Genomic DNA, 16015 nt, shown 5'->3' on the forward strand with positions numbered 1-16015 from the left:
ATCGTCGGCGATGATCGGGATCGCGAAGCGACGCTTATATCAAGGTCTTCGTTTGCCACGCACCGGTGACGAAGAATTGAATCCGACGAATTTTCAAACGGCGCGCGGAAGAATTCCTGAACAAAAGGCGTTCTCAGGGCTGATCTCAATGGTTGGATGTCCGGGTACCCGCTAGGCCGAAGTGCTTTACCAAGGCAGAGCTGCCGATGCAGAATACCTGCATGCCTCTTTCAAAGCAATCTTCCGGGGTCACGCTCGCGGTTGATGCATTGATCCGGATCATGTCGGTTGATGGTTTCCGGAAGTTCTCGGTTTTACTTGGTGCCGGTGCTTCCATCTCCTCGGGTATGCCGACTGCGCAACGGTGCATCTGGGAGTGGAAACGAGAGATCTTTATCACCCGGAATCCCACCCTGAAAGATGCCGTGGGCGAGATCTCGCTGCAAGGCACACAGCGCAGAATCCAACAATGGCTCGATCAAGCCCGAGAGTATCCAAAAGACGGTTCTGCCGAGGAGTACTCAGTTTATGTGGAGCGCTGTTTTCCCACCCAACAGTCACGGCGAAGCTTCTTTGCAAACTATGTGAAAGCGGCAATACCTCACACCGGTTATCAGCTGTTAGCCATTTTTGGGGCCCACAATCGCCTTTCCACAATTTGGACGACGAACTTCGACGGACTTTCAGCCCGGGCCTGCTCTGCGCTGAATGTGTCAATTGTCGAAGTGGGTATCGACACGCAGCATCGCTTCACCGAAGCTGCGAACGCTGATTCTTTTCGCGTCGTTTCAATGCACGGGGACTACCGCTATGACGCCCTTAAGAATACGACAGAAGAGCTCAGGGAACAGGAACGCCAGATTCGGGAGGCACTCACAGAAGAAATCATAGATCGTGACCTTCTCGTAATGGGCTACAGCGGTCGGGACCAATCTCTGATGAAAGCATTAGCTGAGGGCTACAGTCGGCCAGGAGCGGGCCAGCTTTTCTGGGCGGGGTACGGGCCGGAGGTAGACCCGGCGGTCGAGGACTTGATTCGTGTGGCGCGGAGTCACGGTCGCGAGGCGTTCTTCATACCAACCGATGGGTTCGACGACATTTTGACCCGGCTAGCCCTGCGCACCTTCACAGACATGCCGCTCGCCAAGGTGAGGGCAATTCTCGAACAGTTTCCTTCACGCACCATTGAGACGCAGGCGTTCAAAGGTCCGTCTCAAGCTCCAACGGCGCTGATCAAGAGCAATGCGCACCCCCTCAACTTTCCAAAATCCGCGATGAAGTGTTCGATCCGCCTTGCCGACGGAGTGGACTTGCGTGAGTGGGTCGACGAGATTTCTTCGCGGGTCGATGTCCCCTTTGTAGCAGCGCGAGATCATGTCTTCGCCTATGGCGACCAAGCAAAGACCTCAATGGCATTGGGTTCGGCGGCACAAGGAAATCCGACGCCGATTACCCTGAGTGAGTTGGATGTCGAAAAGGATGGGCGACTTCAGTCCTTGGTCCGGCGTGGTTTGTTGAAGAGCATCACAGACGAACTTGAACTGGATACCGATCACGACCGACGCAGCTGGGAACGCCAAGCATATAAGACGATCAATGTCGACGGAGCCCTGTTCCACTTGCACCGCGCATTCTCGCTGCGCGTCCTGCATGTAGCGGGTAAATCACACGTTTCCTTTATGCCTGAGGTCGTCGCGAAGGATCAGTCCGGAGCGTTCCCCGAGGATGCCCTCCTCATGATCATTCGGAATCAGGTATATGGGTATCAGCACAACGATGTGTTCGACAGCGATCTGAAGCACTGGCTGGGGAAAATCGTGAATCGAGAGCTCGCATGCGGCAATGCGGGTTCATTCAAAGTCCTCGCAACCCCGCTGTGCGCAGGCTTAGTGCAGGCGGGACGTAGACCTCTGCCGGAATCTCAGAGGAAGTTTTTGCACCAAACCGGTTTTGTCGCGAAAGACACTGATCTGATCTTTGCCAGTACCGATGCACGGAGAGAGGTTCACGATCCAAATCCGCTCAGAGGCCTCGTTCAGAACAAGCCTTGGGATTTCGAGATGACTCATTCCGGCCTGGCGAGGAATATCGAAATCGCTGTTCTTTGTCCCCGTGATTTTGATAACCGCATCCTCTCGTTTTTGCAGCAACTCCATTCGCACGCGACACCGGAAAGGACCGAAGCTGATTATCTTCAGGAATTTCCTGGATTCTCGCAAGCCTTCGGTTTGCCATTGCATATACCCTCCCCCAACGATGCTACTTGGATTCACGTTGACGATTCTGGGATTGGAGTTAGCTCGTTCAGTGGGAAGCAATTGGCTGAGCGCATTGCGAGTGGTCTCGATGTCATTCGAGCGGCTAATCCGGCAGCCATTTGCCTGATCTTTATTCCAAAGCGCTGGCAACATCTGGAGAAAAAATCCGACAGCCAAGAGGAGTTCGATTTACACGATTTACTCAAGGCGTACGCAGCGCGTCGCGGTCAAAGTTCGCAGCTAATCCGCGAGAAGACTTTGACTGGAGGGCAGGTGTGCCGTGTGCGTTGGTGGCTTGGTCTCGCGCTTTATGCTAAGGGCATGCGCACGCCTTGGCGCATCGACACGCTCGACAGCGACACCGCCTTCGTCGGGATCGGCTACAGCATTGACCGGCAACGCTCAGATAACGGTCATATCCTTCTTGGATGCAGCCATCTGTATAGCGCACGAGGAGAGGGGTTGCAGTTTCGACTCGGCAAGATCGAGAATCCGATATATCGCAACAAGCGCCCATATATGTCCCTCGACGATGCCCGCAGAACAGGTGAGACAATTCGTCAACTGTTCTTTGATGCCAAGCTGAAGCTGCCAACCAGGGTCGTGATCCATAAGCGCACACCGTTTCGCAAAGAAGAGCAAGATGGACTTACGGCCGGTCTTGAGGGCGTTCCACAGGTCGAGATGTTGGAAATCAATTTTGAAGAGTCTTTGAGATATCTTGCCTCTTCGATGCGAGATGGTAAGCTCACCGTTGACAAGTTTCCCGTGTTCCGCGGAACGACAGTTGTGCAGAGCGACGACACTGCACTGCTTTGGGTACACGGTTCTGCGCCGAGTGTCGTAAATCCAAATTTCCGTTACTACCAAGGTAAGAGACGAATTCCCACGCCGCTCATTCTTCGTCGCTACCGCGGTCTTTCTTCGATTGAACAGCTTTCGGCTGAAGTATTGGGGCTGTCCAAAATGAACTGGAACCATTTCGAGTACTACTCACAGCTCCCAGCCACTCTTCTTTCCGCCAGTGCGATAGCAAAGGTTGGTCCGTATCTCAGCGGCTTCTCTTCAGCGCCATACGACTACCGCCTTTTAATCTGAGTGGAGTGGCGGATCCACGATTACGAGGCCAAAAAGGCCGCAGCGAACGTGACGCTGTGTAATTACTCTCGGGTCGTGGGGGCATAAATCAGGCTGTCTAAGACGTCGTATCTATCAACCTTAACGTGGCAAACACGTGACATAGAAATACGCGTTCCGACCAGTATCGACGTCGGGGTCTCCTTAAACTTGATCTTAAAACCCACGAAGAAGACGTGACATAAACGTGACATGAGCCATCAAAATTGCCCGTCTCTTGCCAACTTTTCCAGCGATTTACAGCGTCATTCCGTCCGTGCGGGCCAGGTTCGTAAAACATTGTAATTTCGGCAGTTGCGAGATACTGAGAACGTTGGATCCAACATGCAACCGGGTAAATTCTCAATCTTAAAACCCGGGTTCGATTCCCGGTAGCGCTACCAAAAGCTCTGAAAACCGCCTAGTTGGGCGGTTTTTGCATTTGTGGCTATTTGACTCTCGATTCCGTAGAACCCAGAGTTGGAAATTCGCCAACTCTGGGCCACCTGCCCCTGGGTTTGTAGTCAATGTGCCGGAAGAAGCGAGGCACAAGCGCATATTGTCAGCTTGTACCCCGCCTCACTACTAGGCCACAGCTTGAGATTCCAGAGCTTGCTCCGCTGTCTCTGCCATCTGGGAGCTTGTACAGCTCCTCTGCTCTAGGTAGGCATCTACGGCTACTGTAGCGAAGGCAAACATCTGGTCGATTAGTTTCTTCAGACGGGCATCCGAAATCGGTTCCCCATTCTCTTTGATTTCTCGACCAAGAGCCAAAAGCCGTTCTGCCCCGGTTGGGCCACCACGATGTGACCCCGCAGCCTCGCTCGTAGCTGCGCGTTTACGTGACCACACGGAGGAGGACTGCAACTAGCTGACAGGCACTCTTCCGTTATGGCTTCTTCTGTGTGTTAGACATTACCTGCAACATACGTCATCGGGCGGGTGCTTCGCAATGAGCACGAATGATCTTGGTACGACAATGCCTCTGAATCCTTCTCAACGTACTCGATTCCGATAGATTCGTACTTTTACAGTACTACGAGCCTTTTCGCTATAGGGAGCAGCCCCAATGTTTATGCGCTCATTTGTTATGCTTGAAAACTACGAGTGCGACGAAACAGCCCTTCAAGACACTAACCACAATGATTCTCTATACCTACAGTCAACTAGCCTTAAAGAATCGTTTATGTAGCGGTACGTCCATACTATGAGGGAGCAAACCTGTTGACAGCTCTATTACTTGTACAGCTTTGTTCCGGTACCACCGCGTAGACATTGAGTAGGGACGAGCCCTACCATGAGTGCATCGGTGGTTCAATTCATGGTTGGGAGTGTGGAGACGCTTGCGGACTGCACTCTTGTGCTTCGGTTCTGTGCCGTATGGCGAGGGAGGGAGCAACATGCTACAGCGAGTGACTGAACTTTTTGAACGAATCCTAGCGGAACTCCCCGCGAATACAGCGCGACTGAATGTCTATCGAGTGTCCAAGGGTGACGGGAGCATAGTTGAGCTACTGCCGACAAATCCCAACTCCGCATCTGTAGGAGTTCACACGGAGGACAACCTTGATCGCTTCGTTGATATCAGCTTTGGGCGAATTGGAACTTGGGAGTTTCCTTGGGAGAGTCGCTTCAAGAGTGACGACGAGGAGCAGATATTAGCTGAAGTCGAGGACATGTGCCGAGCGGTCATTGCAGGCAGATGCGAGGAGATTCGCGGTCTGTTTTCGCTAACGAGCAAAATCTTCGTTGAAGGCTACACGTACACCGTCATAGATATGCCGATGTTGCCGATTCCCCCGTTCGGGACGCGGAAGTATGAGCCTTACTCCTCACCCCAATCTTCCTGACCTACTTCGGTGGTTGTTCTGCTTTCTCATCGTCCATATTCCCGGAGATAGCCGAGCAAACCACAAACACCAAGAACGCTCCGAACATCATCACAACCTGTCCAAACGAGCGCATCGGCATGACCAAAAAGACCACGAAAGCAACTCCAGCCAATGCCCTTAGAGCTTTGACCACGGGGCGTTTTGCCATGTGTCTCAACTCCTCGCCTCGATTATCCTCTCGATCAGCAATTCTGAACACTGTGCATTTTATGCAATGCTTCGGCGAGACGTTCAATGCGAGTTAGCCATTCCCAAAGCTGGTTCCAGTTCAGAATGGTTTGCGCTACCAAAAGCTCTGAAAACCGCCTAGTTGGGCGGTTTTTGCATTTGTGGCTATTTGGCTCTCGATTCCGTAGAACCCAGAGTTGGAAATTCGCCAACTCTGGGCCACCTGTCCTGTCCTGTCAGTTACTCATCAGGTGGTCTACCAACTGCACTCATAAACAAAGCCGCCGAAAAGGCGGCTTTGTACTTTGCAGGTGCGGCGAGAACACTCAGGTCGCGGAAGAAGCTTACGCCGGCCTTCCGTCCACACTCGCTCCCAAATCGAGGAGAAGCTGATCCAACTGCTCAAATTGCACGGGATACCCGCTGGTGCTTCCGGAGGCGATCCCTTCGTCGAGCGCTTCTTTCGAAGGATAGAGGTCGTGCAGGACCACGACGGTCTCACCGGCGTTTTCTTCGAAGGTCACTGTCGTGACGGCCCCGGGTTCCTCCCCTTCATCGTTCGTCCAGACGATGCGCTTGGGGGGATTCACTTCGACGTAGCGACCAAAGAAAGGCATTGGCTCCCCGGTCGAGGGATGGCGGAAGACCAGACGGTAGGTGCCCCCTGTGCGGGCATCAAGCTCGCAGGAAAGTAAGGAGACTCCGAACGACTTCGGTGCCCACCACCGCTGGAACAGTTCGGGTTTGGTCCAGGCACTGAAAACGACATGCGCCGGGCCGTTAAAGACTCGAGTGACGACGAGTTCACGATCAGACTTGCGTTCCACGGTCGTGTTGTTCTTCGTCGCATTGGTGTCGCTATCTTTTCTTTTGTCCATGGGGTTTCTCCTTCTGTTTCAATTCCTCGACGATCTTGTCTAGTTCATCAAAGCGTTCGGCCCAGAGCTGGCGGTATCTCTCGATCCATTCCGCCTCTTGGTCCAGCGTATGCAGGCCCAGCCTGCAGGTCCGCACGCGCCCAATCTTTTCGGTCGTGACGAGCCCCGCCTGCTCCAAGACTCCGACATGCTTCTTCATCCCTGTCAGGGTCATGTGAAATTTTTCGGCAAGGTGGGTGATCGAAGCGTCCTCGCGTGCGAGCTGTTCCAGAACGCCGCGCCGGGTGGGATCCGAAATCGCGGCGAAGGTCGCATCGAGAATGGGCTCACTATACTGAACCATGTGGTTCAGTATATAACAAGAGTACGGCGACATGCAAGGGGCCGAGGCGCGCTTGGCTGCCCGAACTCGGCGGGGGCGCAAGCGCCCTGAATCCGCCCCGTTGGGTTGAGCGCATGTTGGAACCGCGCCAACTTAGGGGGGCGCCCGTCATCTTTGTCTCTGGGTCAGACGATGATTCATACTCACGGAATGAGCCCACGCGAAAATTGTGTAGTTGAAGCGATTCGGTGCAAGGTGCAGGAGCAGATTGAACGGACGGGACACCTGATTCGGCTAGTGCCGCAGGACAGACTCGAGTGGAATCCGCAATGGTATGGGAATTCGTGCGATCCAGGGCATCTGCTCGGGCATTTGCTGGAGTGTCTTGCAGGATTTTGTGCGGTGTTTAACGCAGCGTTTCCAGGGCAGATGGAAGGGGTGGAAGAGCTTCGCCGGCAGCAGGTGAATCATCGGTGTGCTCCGGAGGAAGCGCTGGATCGCATGGGGGCGTATGAGGCGGTGATCAGGCAGGGATTCGATCTGTGTGACGATGAGGATTTGAGACGCGAGCTTCCGACGCTGTTTGCGGCCTCGGAATCAGTGGCAACACTGCTGCTCGGAAATTTGGAGCACCTGATCAACCACAAGTATCAATTGTTTGTGTATCTAAAGATGATGGGAGTTCCAGTCGGTACGCCGGATCTTTACCAGTTTCGCGGTGAGGGCTGATGAACGGTCTGGACCGCGCATCATGAAGGCGGTCCAGGCATAGGCTATCCGGGGAAATGGAAACGAAGCTGGCGGCGTGAAGCGATGGCATAGCCGTTGACCTTGGCCGGGACGAAGATCCAGCGGCGGAGGGTTTCCATGATGGCTTCTTCGACTCCGTTGCCAACCGCCTGTACGACCTTGACCTGCGCGACTGCTCCCTGATCGTCGATGATGACGTCAAGCACTACATCCTTGCCGCGGACCGGTTCCGGAATCTTGCCGTGAAGGATTGGCGGGTCAGGCGTAAAGACTGGAAGCGCGGTCTTGATGGTGTGGTGGAACATGGTGAAGCTGCTGGGGGCAGCATTCATGCGCCATTGGGGGAACGGAACGATGCCCTGCAAATCTTCACCCTGGGAGTTCTCGTCGCCGGGATCGCTGGCCGTTGCGGCACCATCGGCTTTGGCGGAAGCCAGAGTCGGAGCGGGCTTTTCGGGTTGCGACTTGGGCGAGGCCTCCTCGGGCTTGGGTTCAGGCTCCGGGACAGCGGCGCTTTCTTTCTGGAAATAGATGGGCGTGACGGTTCGAGCGGTAACGGCCGTGTGACGGAACGATGGGCCCATCATCGGCGACTGCGGAAGCATGCAGAGGAGTATCAGCGCCGCGGATTGCAGCCCCAGAGAGAAAGCAACCGAGACAGTTTGCTTCGATTCGGAATTGCGATCGACGAACGTAAACATATGGAAATACTCAGGAGTATAGAAGCCAGACTCCGGCGCGAACATCAGCGCTTTGCCTCAGCGCCGGGCATGGTGAATACATTAGTTTCGCTGTAATCCAGTGTAACCCCACCAGAGCTGGTGTAGCCAGTTTGACCGGGCGTCGAGGGAGCCCGGCGGCACAGGTTTGCGTGGCTTAGCCGTTGGCTCCTTCACGAACACGACGGGCCTCGTAAGACTTGAGGTGGACGTAGGCGACGCGCAGCATGGGACTGGCAATTCCCTCCTGATCGCCACGGCTCAGGAGGTCTCCGACCATGTGATCGGCCTCGGTATGAGCGCCACGTTCCATATCGCGGAACATGGAGGCGGCGAGGGCGGAGCCAGGCGCGGTCAGCAGGGTCTGGCTTTGCTGCAACGAGGCGGGGCGGGGCGTGTAGCCGTGGGCGGTGGCGATGGCCGCGCACTCGGCGAGGATGGTGGTGGCAAGGTCGGCACCACCGGCGGTCACGATGTCTCCGATGGGCGCGCGCATGAGGCAGGTGATGCTGGCAAGCGAGGCGATGAAGACCCACTTCTCCCACATCTCCTGCAGGATGCTGTTGCTGAGGCGTGCGGTGAAATTGGCACCGGAAAAGGCAGAAGATATCGCCTGAATGCGCTGCGAACTTGAGCCGTCACGCTCACCGTAGGCCATGATGTGGAAGTCGTTGAGGTGCGCGATGCGGCCGCCGGGTTCGAGCACGGTGGAGATCATGGCGAGACCTCCGAGAACGCGGTCGGAGCCGAACTGCCGATCGAGCACGTCGAGATGACGCATGCCATTCAGGAGCGGCAGCACCACGGTGTTGATACCGACGGCGGGCGCGAACGAGGCGATAGCGTCATCGAGATCGAAGGCTTTGCAACTGAGCAGGACGAGGTCAAAAGGTGTGGAGAGTTTGTCGGCGAGGACGATGGCGGGTTGCGAAATGCTTACGTCACCGGCGCGGCTTGTAATCTGCAGGCCGGAGGCGGCGAGTTCAGCAGCGCGGCGCGAGCGCACGAGAAAGGTCACATCCTGTTTTGCTTCGAGCAATCTGCCACCGAAGTATCCGCCGATGGCTCCAGCACCCACCACGAGAATTCGCATCGCTTGACCTCTTGCTTAAGTTGATGATTCTAAGATCGACTGCTCCAGCAGAAAGATTCAACAGTTCGCTCAATCGCACTGAGGCGAACGTGGCTGTTGTTTATACGTGAACATGAAAGAGATGGTCGAGCAGGAAGAGCATTGCCACTCCGACGAAGAGAAGGAGGGGCATCCTGATTCCGGGCTCGCGGTTGACCTCGGGCACGATGTCAGAGGCGGCGACGTAGATGGTTACACCGGCGGAGATGGGCAGGCCGACAGCGACTCCGTGGCGAACCATGACCATGCTGAGCACGCCGAGCAGGGTTCCGCCACCGAGGACGACGGAGGAGGCAAAAGCGCGCATGGCGCTGCTTCCGCTGGCGAGCATGACGGAGGACACGGTGAAACCTTCGGGAATCTTGTGCAGAAAGATGGCGATGAAGACGATCCAGCCAAGCCAGTTGGAAACAAGGAAGCCGGAGGTGATGGCGATGCCATCGAAAAATGCGTGGATCACTAGTCCGAAGAGGACTGTGACGCTCTTGTGCTCGGAGACGAATTCGTCGTGGTGGGTCTCTTCGCCGAAATGGAAGTGGCCGGAGACGACGTGTTCGCAGAAATGGATGATGAGATAGCCGAGCAGCACGAGAAAGCCGGCACGTCCGCCGCTGCCGCCTTCGAGATCGACGGAAGCGGGAACCATCTCGGTGATGGAGGTGGCCAGCATGAAGCCCGCCCCGAGGGCCATGAAATATTTGAGGTAGCGCTGCTCCCATTCACGATGGGCAAGCAGCGCGCCTCCGGCGATATTGGCGGCTCCGGCTGTGAGTCCAAGAACGACGCTGAGTGCGACGGGTGTCATCGCTTAGCCGCTGTGCCGGATGTGGAGAACGTCACCATCCTGCACGATGTATTCCTTGCCTTCGAGCCGCAACTTGCCGGCGGCGCGAGCAGCAGCCTCTGAGCCGAGTTCGAGAAGCGTATCCCAGTGGATCGTTTCGGCGCGGATGAAGTGCTTCTGGAGGTCAGTGTGAATGGCTCCGGCTGCATCCTGCGCGCGAGTGTTCTTCTCGATGGTCCAGGCGCGGCATTCGTCTTCGCCAACTGTGAAGAACGACATGAGGCCGAGCAGCTCGTAGCTCTTGCGAATGAGGCGGGTGAGGCCGCTCTCGGTGAGGCCGTAGCTGCCGAGAAATTCGGAAGCTTCTTCGTCGCTCATCTCGGCTAGTTCGGCCTCGACCTTGCCGCAGATGGCGGTGACGCCAGTGTTGAGCTTGGTGGTGTATGGAGTAAGACCGTACTTCCCTACCGCAGCTTCGAGGTCGGTTCCGAGCGTGGTGCTCTCGCTGATGTTGAGGACGTAGAGGATGGGCTTCTCGGAGAGGAACATGAAGCCGCGAACGATCTTCTTCTCCTCTTTAGTCATTTCCATTTCGCGCAGAGGGCGCTCGGTTTCGAGGAATGCCTTGGCGCGAATAAGGAGCTCGTTCTCCTTTTCCAGCTCGGGAGTCTTGCGCTTGAGAAGGTCTTTCTTCATGCGCTCAAGACGCGACTCGACCTGTGCGAGGTCGCTGACCATGAGATCAAATTCGACGTTGGAGATGTCGCGAACGGGATCGAGAGTTCCGCCGACGTGAGGGATCGAATCGTCCTCGAACACGCGAACCACGTGCATGAGCGCATCGACGGTGCGAAGGTTGGCGAGATAAGCAGATTCCTTCAGCGCTTCCTGGCCGATTGCTCCCATGTCGGCAAACTCGACCTGCGCGTGCACAAGCTTGCGGGGATTGCACTGGGCGGCGAGGCGGTCGAGCCGGTCATCAGGCACCGTAGCGATACCAATATGCGCTTCGCGCGGGTTGGAGCTGCGGTTAGAGACATCCGCCTTGGTAAGTATCTTGAACAGCGAAGTTTTGCCTACCTGCGGCAGGCCGATGATTCCAGTCTTCATAGGGATGATGATCGATTCCGTTTCACGATTCGCGCCGGATGACGACGTCTTACATTACAGATCGGCGCGACAACAAGGCCCACAGATGAACGCGTCCTCATCCATGATAAACGAGAGAAGGGATTGCGAGCCGCAGCTTGTGAAAAGAGAGCTTATAGATCCGGAAAACCGCTGCTAGTAACGCCTTACGTTGACCGTGTGCTCGCGCGCTACAAGGAACAGCAACGCCAATCCGCAGACGAAAACGGTGCCCTCCATGCGGGTACTCCAGACGTGGAGACGATTGAACAGGACACGACGCGGATCATCGTGCGGAATGTTGTCGATGACAACCATCTCATTGCGCAGGTTGTTCATATGGCGTTCGACGCCGAAATGAGCGAAGAGCGTGATGGCCAGCATGGCGACAAGCAGAAGGTCGCGACCGTGAAAGGCAGTGTCCTCGCGCTGGAGCATTCCGAGAAGTATGGAACAGACGAGGAAGACGATGCCGCAGACAATACCGATCCAGTGCAGATGGTAAAGCGAACGGGTGACGACCATTCCGGCAAGCTGGCGGGTAGGCAGGATGGAGAATAACGCGGGCGCGACCACGGCGGCGAAAAAGAAGATGGAGCCGATCCACAGGGCCAGCGAGAGTAGCTTAAGAAAACGCAGTGCGGTCACGAATCGTCTCCGAAATGATGATTGCTGCTTAAACCGGAACAGGAACGCTGTCCACGACCTCGCGCAGGATCTGCTCTGCCTGCTCGGCACGGCGCAGCGTGGAGGTGTAGCGGGCGCTGATGACCAGGCGGTGCGCAAAGGTCGGAATGACGAGGCGCTTGAAATCGTCGGGCGTGCAGTAGTTGCGCCCTTCGAGGAAGGCCATGGCCTGGGCCGCGTGATACAGCATGAGTGAGCCGCGGGGCGAAACGCCGAGCGAAAGCTGCTCGTGCCGGCGCGTACGCTCAACAATGGCGAGGGAGTAGTCGATCAGGGAATCATCCACACGCACGGCGGAGACTTCATCCTGCAACGCGAGCACATCGTCAACCGAGAGCACGGGATGCATTTCGTCGAGACGGGCGGCACCAGCATTTCCGCGCAAAATTTCGCGCTCGCCACCAGCTTCCGGATAGCCCATGCGGGCGCGGATAAGGAAGCGGTCAAGCTGCGATTCGGGAAGCGGATATGTGCCGTGATGCTCGACGGGGTTTTGCGTGGCGATGACTAAAAATGGATTGGGCAGTGGATGAGGGTGGCCATCCACGGTGACCTGGCGCTCACTCATCGCTTCCAGCAGCGCAGATTGCGTCTTAGGAGTGGTGCGGTTGACCTCATCAGCTAGAAGAACATTGGTGAAGATAGGACCGCGCTTGAACTCGAAACGCTCCTCAGAAGCCGAGTACACGGAAATGCCAAGTACGTCGCTGGGAAGCATGTCGCTGGTGCACTGTACGCGGCGGAAGTCGCAATCGATGGCACGCGCCAAGGCATGGGCCAACGTCGTTTTGCCGACGCCGGGAACGCCCTCGATGAGGAGGTGTCCGCGAGCGAGAATAGCCACTAAGGCAAGGCGAACGACGTCGTCTTTGCCACGAATGATAGAGCGCAGTGCGCGCTCAAGTTCAGCCGCGTGTTGAAGAGTGATTCCCGGTGCCTGCGACATCCAGTCGATTGTATCTGCTCTGGATGGCGGGCGAGTAAATAAAAACGCCCGCCGGTTCCCTGTCGAGAGTTAGAAAGTGCTCGGCTGCATATGAGTGAGCCGTGCAATGCGCTCAGCCGTGGGCGGATGCGTGGAGAACAGGCTCCCGAAGCTGATTCCGCCAAGCAGCGGCTGAATGATGTACATGTGCGCCGTTGCCGGCGAAGCCTGCAGCGGTACCCGCGTGGCATAGCTCTCGATCTTGCGCAGAGCACTCGCCAACGCATACGGGTTGCCGGTGAAGTGCGCGCCAGTGGCATCGGCCTGGTATTCGCGCGAACGCGAAACCGCCATTTGAATGAGCATTGCCGCAATTGGGGCAAGGATCATCATGGCCAGAGCGCCTAGAGCTCCCCCGCCGCCTTCACGGTCGCGGTCGCGCCCGCCACCGCCGAACATGGCAGCGTATCCGGCCATGCGGGCGAGGATGGTAACGGCTCCGGCGAAAGTCGCAGCAATGGAGCTGATGAGAATGTCGCGATTGCGCACGTGTCCAAGCTCGTGAGCCAGCACGCCTTCGAGCTCATCGTCGGTAAGCAGGTCGAGAATGCCAGCTGTGACGGCGACGGACGCGTGCTCCGGGTTGCGCCCGGTGGCAAACGCGTTGGGCGAGGCGGTCGGGATCACGTAAATCTTGGGCATGGGCAGACCGCTCTTGGCACAGAGGCGCTCGACGATCTGGTACACGCGAGGAAGCTCCTCCCGTGAAACTGCCTGGGCGCCACTGGAAAGAATGGCCAGCTTGTCGCTATAGAAGTACGAGAAAAAGTTCATGACGGCGGCTAAACCAAGCGCCATGACGGCGCCGTGCTGTCCGCCGATGGCCTGCCCGACGAGAACAACGAAGATGGTCATCGCCGTAAGCAGGAACGCGGTTTTCAGATTGTTTCCCATGGCTGTCTATGTAGATGCTACCCCAATGCGATTGGACGCGCCAACGCGCGGGAGGCGAGCAAGCCCCTCAGTAGCGGCAACCTGAGATAAGAGTGGCCCTAGGCGGCGTAATCGCGATAGAAAGTCTGCTCTGATTCCTTCTCTTCGCTACTGGTGTAATCGGTGAACCCCGTGGCCAGGGTTCCGGCGATGGCCGTAGCTTCGAAGAAGCGCGATTGGGCGTCATCGTCAAAGCCCATGAGGTTTGGGATGGCTGCTGAAATCCCGGCAAGTCCAGCATCGATGCGTCCGTGAGTCTCAAAGCTCATGGCCGGAACGACTCCGCCGGGGTAATCGGTGAACAGCGCGTTGAGCAGGGTTCCAGCACCACAGAGAATGGCGGAAAGAGCAGCGCTCTTGTGCCGACGCCAGAACAGCACGCCCGCGGTAAGCAGCACTCCGGCAACGGAATAGTCAATGACAGCGTGGGCTCCGGGTCCGAGCACTTTTGGCAGACGGTTGGAAACGATGGATGCACCCTTATGCAGCAAGGCCATGTTGATCAGTCCCTCTGCTAAGGAAAGATGCAAGGCGAAAGCTGGGTGTTGGCGAGGATAGGAAGCCGGAGAGGGTTGCGATCCCAGGCTCACGCCCAAAGCGGGCGTGGACCTGGGCAAGATCATAGATTCATGACTAGGAGTTTCGGGTACGGGACAGGGCGCGCTGGAGGGTTTGCTCAATGGCGGAACGTGCCTTGGCATATTCCTCGGGCGAAAGTTTTCCCTGCTGATGTTCTACTTCGAGTTCGAACAGCTCCTCCTTGAGCGCGGCAAGAAGCAGGTTGCCCTGCGGAACCGCCGGCGCAGGCGAAATTGCGACTGCGGCACGCGAGGAAGGCTGTGCAACAGGCATGGAAGCCGCCACGAGTTCTTCTTCGGCTTCGGCCTGCTTCGTGCGCTCGTGTGTCCAGATGCCGCCGCCGACGAGAACGGTCAGCAGCAGGGCGAGGATGTACCAGCGATACTTGGCGAGTGCGTCGGGAGCATCGATTGGCTTGCCGAGTCCGCCGCCGGGACGATTTTCAGCCGCGCCGCCACCCATGGCTCCTCCGCCCTGATTGGGAGAGGCGTCGGCTTGCTCTTCCTGAATGGTGCCGGTGCCGGAAACAGAGTAGCTGAGATCCTGACCGGCTTTGGCCTTGAGGCTGACCTGCACGTTGCTGCCGGGCTGGTTTGTCATGGCCTGGAACTGCTTGGCATCGCGCGGCGCAAACGTCATGGTCGTGGGCAGCACCAGAACGTAGTGATCGAAATCGCGGGTGAGCGCAGGAGTGACCGACAGCTTGCCGCTATAGGGCATGTGATACGAGACCTGAAAGCGCGTCTCGCCGGGCTTGAGCGGATAGGAGAAGGCGTAGTGATTCTTCTCTTTCCCGGGGGTGGTAGTCGTGGTAATGGGCTGTCCGTTGGGCCCCTGGGCATCGGCACCATCGATCTGTGCGCCATCGGGGAGGACAAATTCGAATGTGGCGGGGGCCGCCAAGGTTTTCGGCGGGTTGCTGGCGTTGCGAACAGCGAAAAGCTCGATTCCCTGCAGCGTGGAACCCTCCGCCTGGAAGCGAACAACATCGGCAGAGCCGCTGATGCCCTCGACCGAAGGTGCGGCGTCATAGACGCTTACATCGACATTCGTCGATCCGGGCGGAAGCATCTTGAAATAATTCACGCCGCCGCGCTCGGCACGGACGAGACGCGGGCCTTGGGCGGCGGGGGCATCGATCTTGAACTTGCCTTGCGCGTCGGTCTTGGCAGTTCCCAACTCGGCCATGCCGCTGGTCGGATCGACAAGCGCAACGCTTGCTCCGGCAGCGGGCTTGCCGGTGGTGGTGTTGGTCACGGTGCCGGTGACCGGATCGGCATAGGATGCGGCAGCAAACAGTAACAACGAAGCAAGCAGCGAAGTGAGGCGGGTGAGTTTGCGCATCAGGCGTGCACCTCGCGGCGGCGGCCGGTTTCCTGCTCGAGCTGCTCGATTTCGGCAAGGATGTTGGCGGCTTCCTGCTCCATGGAGTCGCGCATGGAGCCGAAATCGGCATCGCTCAGCTTACCTGCCTTGTATTCAAAATTCAGGTCGCGGAGGTTCTCGAAAGTCTGCTCCTTGCGCTCGTAGAGGAAGGCGAGCCGAGTTTTCTCCTCGGCGTGTTCGGCGCGCGCGGGCCTGAATACATAGGCAAACATCGCTACGGCAAAGACGGCACAGACGAGGATGAGAAAGCTGGTGCCGGTACCGTCAGGCGGTGTGGACTGCATTTGAAGCATGGCGA

General features: G+C 57.1%; 16 protein-coding genes. 3 read left to right on the forward strand and 13 right to left on the reverse strand.

What is annotated here, in order from left to right; all coding sequences use genetic code 11:
• Nucleotides 1-221: 221 nt before the first annotated feature.
• Both AC6IY8_RS10740 and AC6IY8_RS10745 read left to right on the forward strand, forming a co-directional pair.
• Nucleotides 222-3356, forward strand: a complete 3135-nt coding sequence (locus tag AC6IY8_RS10740) for an SIR2 family protein (RefSeq protein ID WP_497774450.1) — start codon at nucleotides 222-224, stop codon at nucleotides 3354-3356.
• Nucleotides 3357-4774: 1418 nt separating this feature from the next.
• Nucleotides 4775-5224: a hypothetical protein gene (locus AC6IY8_RS10745; protein ID WP_497774451.1), complete on the forward strand. Its 450-nt coding sequence runs from the start codon at nucleotides 4775-4777 to the stop codon at nucleotides 5222-5224.
• A gap of 1 nt (nucleotide 5225) precedes the next feature.
• Here the strand turns inward: AC6IY8_RS10745 and AC6IY8_RS10750 are convergent, their stop codons facing one another.
• The 3 genes from AC6IY8_RS10750 to AC6IY8_RS10760 form a co-directional block, all read right to left on the reverse strand.
• The gene (locus tag AC6IY8_RS10750; RefSeq protein ID WP_497774452.1) at nucleotides 5226-5414 is read right to left on the reverse strand and encodes a hypothetical protein; all 189 of its coding nucleotides are present in this window, start codon (nucleotides 5412-5414) and stop codon (nucleotides 5226-5228) included.
• Between the two features lie 364 nt (nucleotides 5415-5778).
• Nucleotides 5779-6312, reverse strand: a complete 534-nt coding sequence (locus AC6IY8_RS10755) for an SRPBCC domain-containing protein (protein ID WP_497774453.1) — start codon at nucleotides 6310-6312, stop codon at nucleotides 5779-5781.
• Entirely contained in the window at nucleotides 6293-6655 is a 363-nt protein-coding gene (locus AC6IY8_RS10760; RefSeq protein ID WP_497774454.1) for an ArsR/SmtB family transcription factor, read from the reverse strand. The genes AC6IY8_RS10755 and AC6IY8_RS10760 overlap by 20 nt, the downstream gene beginning before the upstream one ends.
• Before the next feature lie 189 nt (nucleotides 6656-6844).
• On the opposite strand from AC6IY8_RS10760, the gene AC6IY8_RS10765 reads away from it, so the two are divergent.
• Nucleotides 6845-7363, forward strand: coding sequence for a DinB family protein (locus AC6IY8_RS10765; RefSeq protein ID WP_497774455.1), 519 nt, complete (start codon nucleotides 6845-6847; stop codon nucleotides 7361-7363).
• Nucleotides 7364-7407: 44 nt separating this feature from the next.
• Here AC6IY8_RS10765 and AC6IY8_RS10770 read toward each other — a convergent pair whose 3' ends face one another.
• The 10 genes from AC6IY8_RS10770 to AC6IY8_RS10815 form a co-directional block, all read right to left on the reverse strand.
• A complete protein-coding gene (locus AC6IY8_RS10770; protein WP_497774456.1) occupies nucleotides 7408-8130 on the reverse strand; it encodes a TonB family protein in 723 nt (240 codons plus the stop codon).
• Nucleotides 8131-8260: 130 nt separating this feature from the next.
• Nucleotides 8261-9196: a 2-dehydropantoate 2-reductase gene (gene panE, locus AC6IY8_RS10775; RefSeq protein ID WP_497774458.1), complete on the reverse strand. Its 936-nt coding sequence runs from the start codon at nucleotides 9194-9196 to the stop codon at nucleotides 8261-8263.
• A gap of 100 nt (nucleotides 9197-9296) precedes the next feature.
• Nucleotides 9297-10040 (reverse strand): ZIP family metal transporter, encoded by a 744-nt coding sequence (locus tag AC6IY8_RS10780; RefSeq protein WP_497774459.1) that lies wholly within the window; start codon nucleotides 10038-10040, stop codon nucleotides 9297-9299.
• 3 nt (nucleotides 10041-10043) lie between these two features.
• The gene (gene ychF, locus AC6IY8_RS10785) at nucleotides 10044-11129 is read right to left on the reverse strand and encodes a redox-regulated ATPase YchF (protein WP_497774460.1); all 1086 of its coding nucleotides are present in this window, start codon (nucleotides 11127-11129) and stop codon (nucleotides 10044-10046) included.
• Between the two features lie 174 nt (nucleotides 11130-11303).
• A complete protein-coding gene (locus tag AC6IY8_RS10790) occupies nucleotides 11304-11795 on the reverse strand; it encodes a DUF4149 domain-containing protein (RefSeq protein WP_497774461.1) in 492 nt (163 codons plus the stop codon).
• Nucleotides 11796-11823: 28 nt separating this feature from the next.
• Nucleotides 11824-12780: an AAA family ATPase gene (locus AC6IY8_RS10795; RefSeq protein ID WP_497774462.1), complete on the reverse strand. Its 957-nt coding sequence runs from the start codon at nucleotides 12778-12780 to the stop codon at nucleotides 11824-11826.
• A 69-nt stretch (nucleotides 12781-12849) separates the two neighbouring features.
• Nucleotides 12850-13713 carry a zinc metalloprotease HtpX gene (locus AC6IY8_RS10800; RefSeq protein ID WP_497774463.1) on the reverse strand — a complete coding sequence of 288 codons (864 nt, stop codon included), beginning with the start codon at nucleotides 13711-13713 and terminating at the stop codon, nucleotides 12850-12852.
• Between the two features lie 98 nt (nucleotides 13714-13811).
• Nucleotides 13812-14249: a hypothetical protein gene (locus AC6IY8_RS10805; protein WP_497774464.1), complete on the reverse strand. Its 438-nt coding sequence runs from the start codon at nucleotides 14247-14249 to the stop codon at nucleotides 13812-13814.
• A gap of 136 nt (nucleotides 14250-14385) precedes the next feature.
• A complete protein-coding gene (locus AC6IY8_RS10810; RefSeq protein ID WP_497774466.1) occupies nucleotides 14386-15675 on the reverse strand; it encodes a carboxypeptidase regulatory-like domain-containing protein in 1290 nt (429 codons plus the stop codon).
• Nucleotides 15675-16010 carry a hypothetical protein gene (locus AC6IY8_RS10815; RefSeq protein ID WP_497778625.1) on the reverse strand — a complete coding sequence of 112 codons (336 nt, stop codon included), beginning with the start codon at nucleotides 16008-16010 and terminating at the stop codon, nucleotides 15675-15677. Before AC6IY8_RS10815 ends, AC6IY8_RS10810 begins: the two co-directional genes overlap by 1 nt.
• Nucleotides 16011-16015 lie beyond the last annotated feature (5 nt).

The sequence above is a fragment of the Koromonas soli genome, from assembly GCF_059726265.1.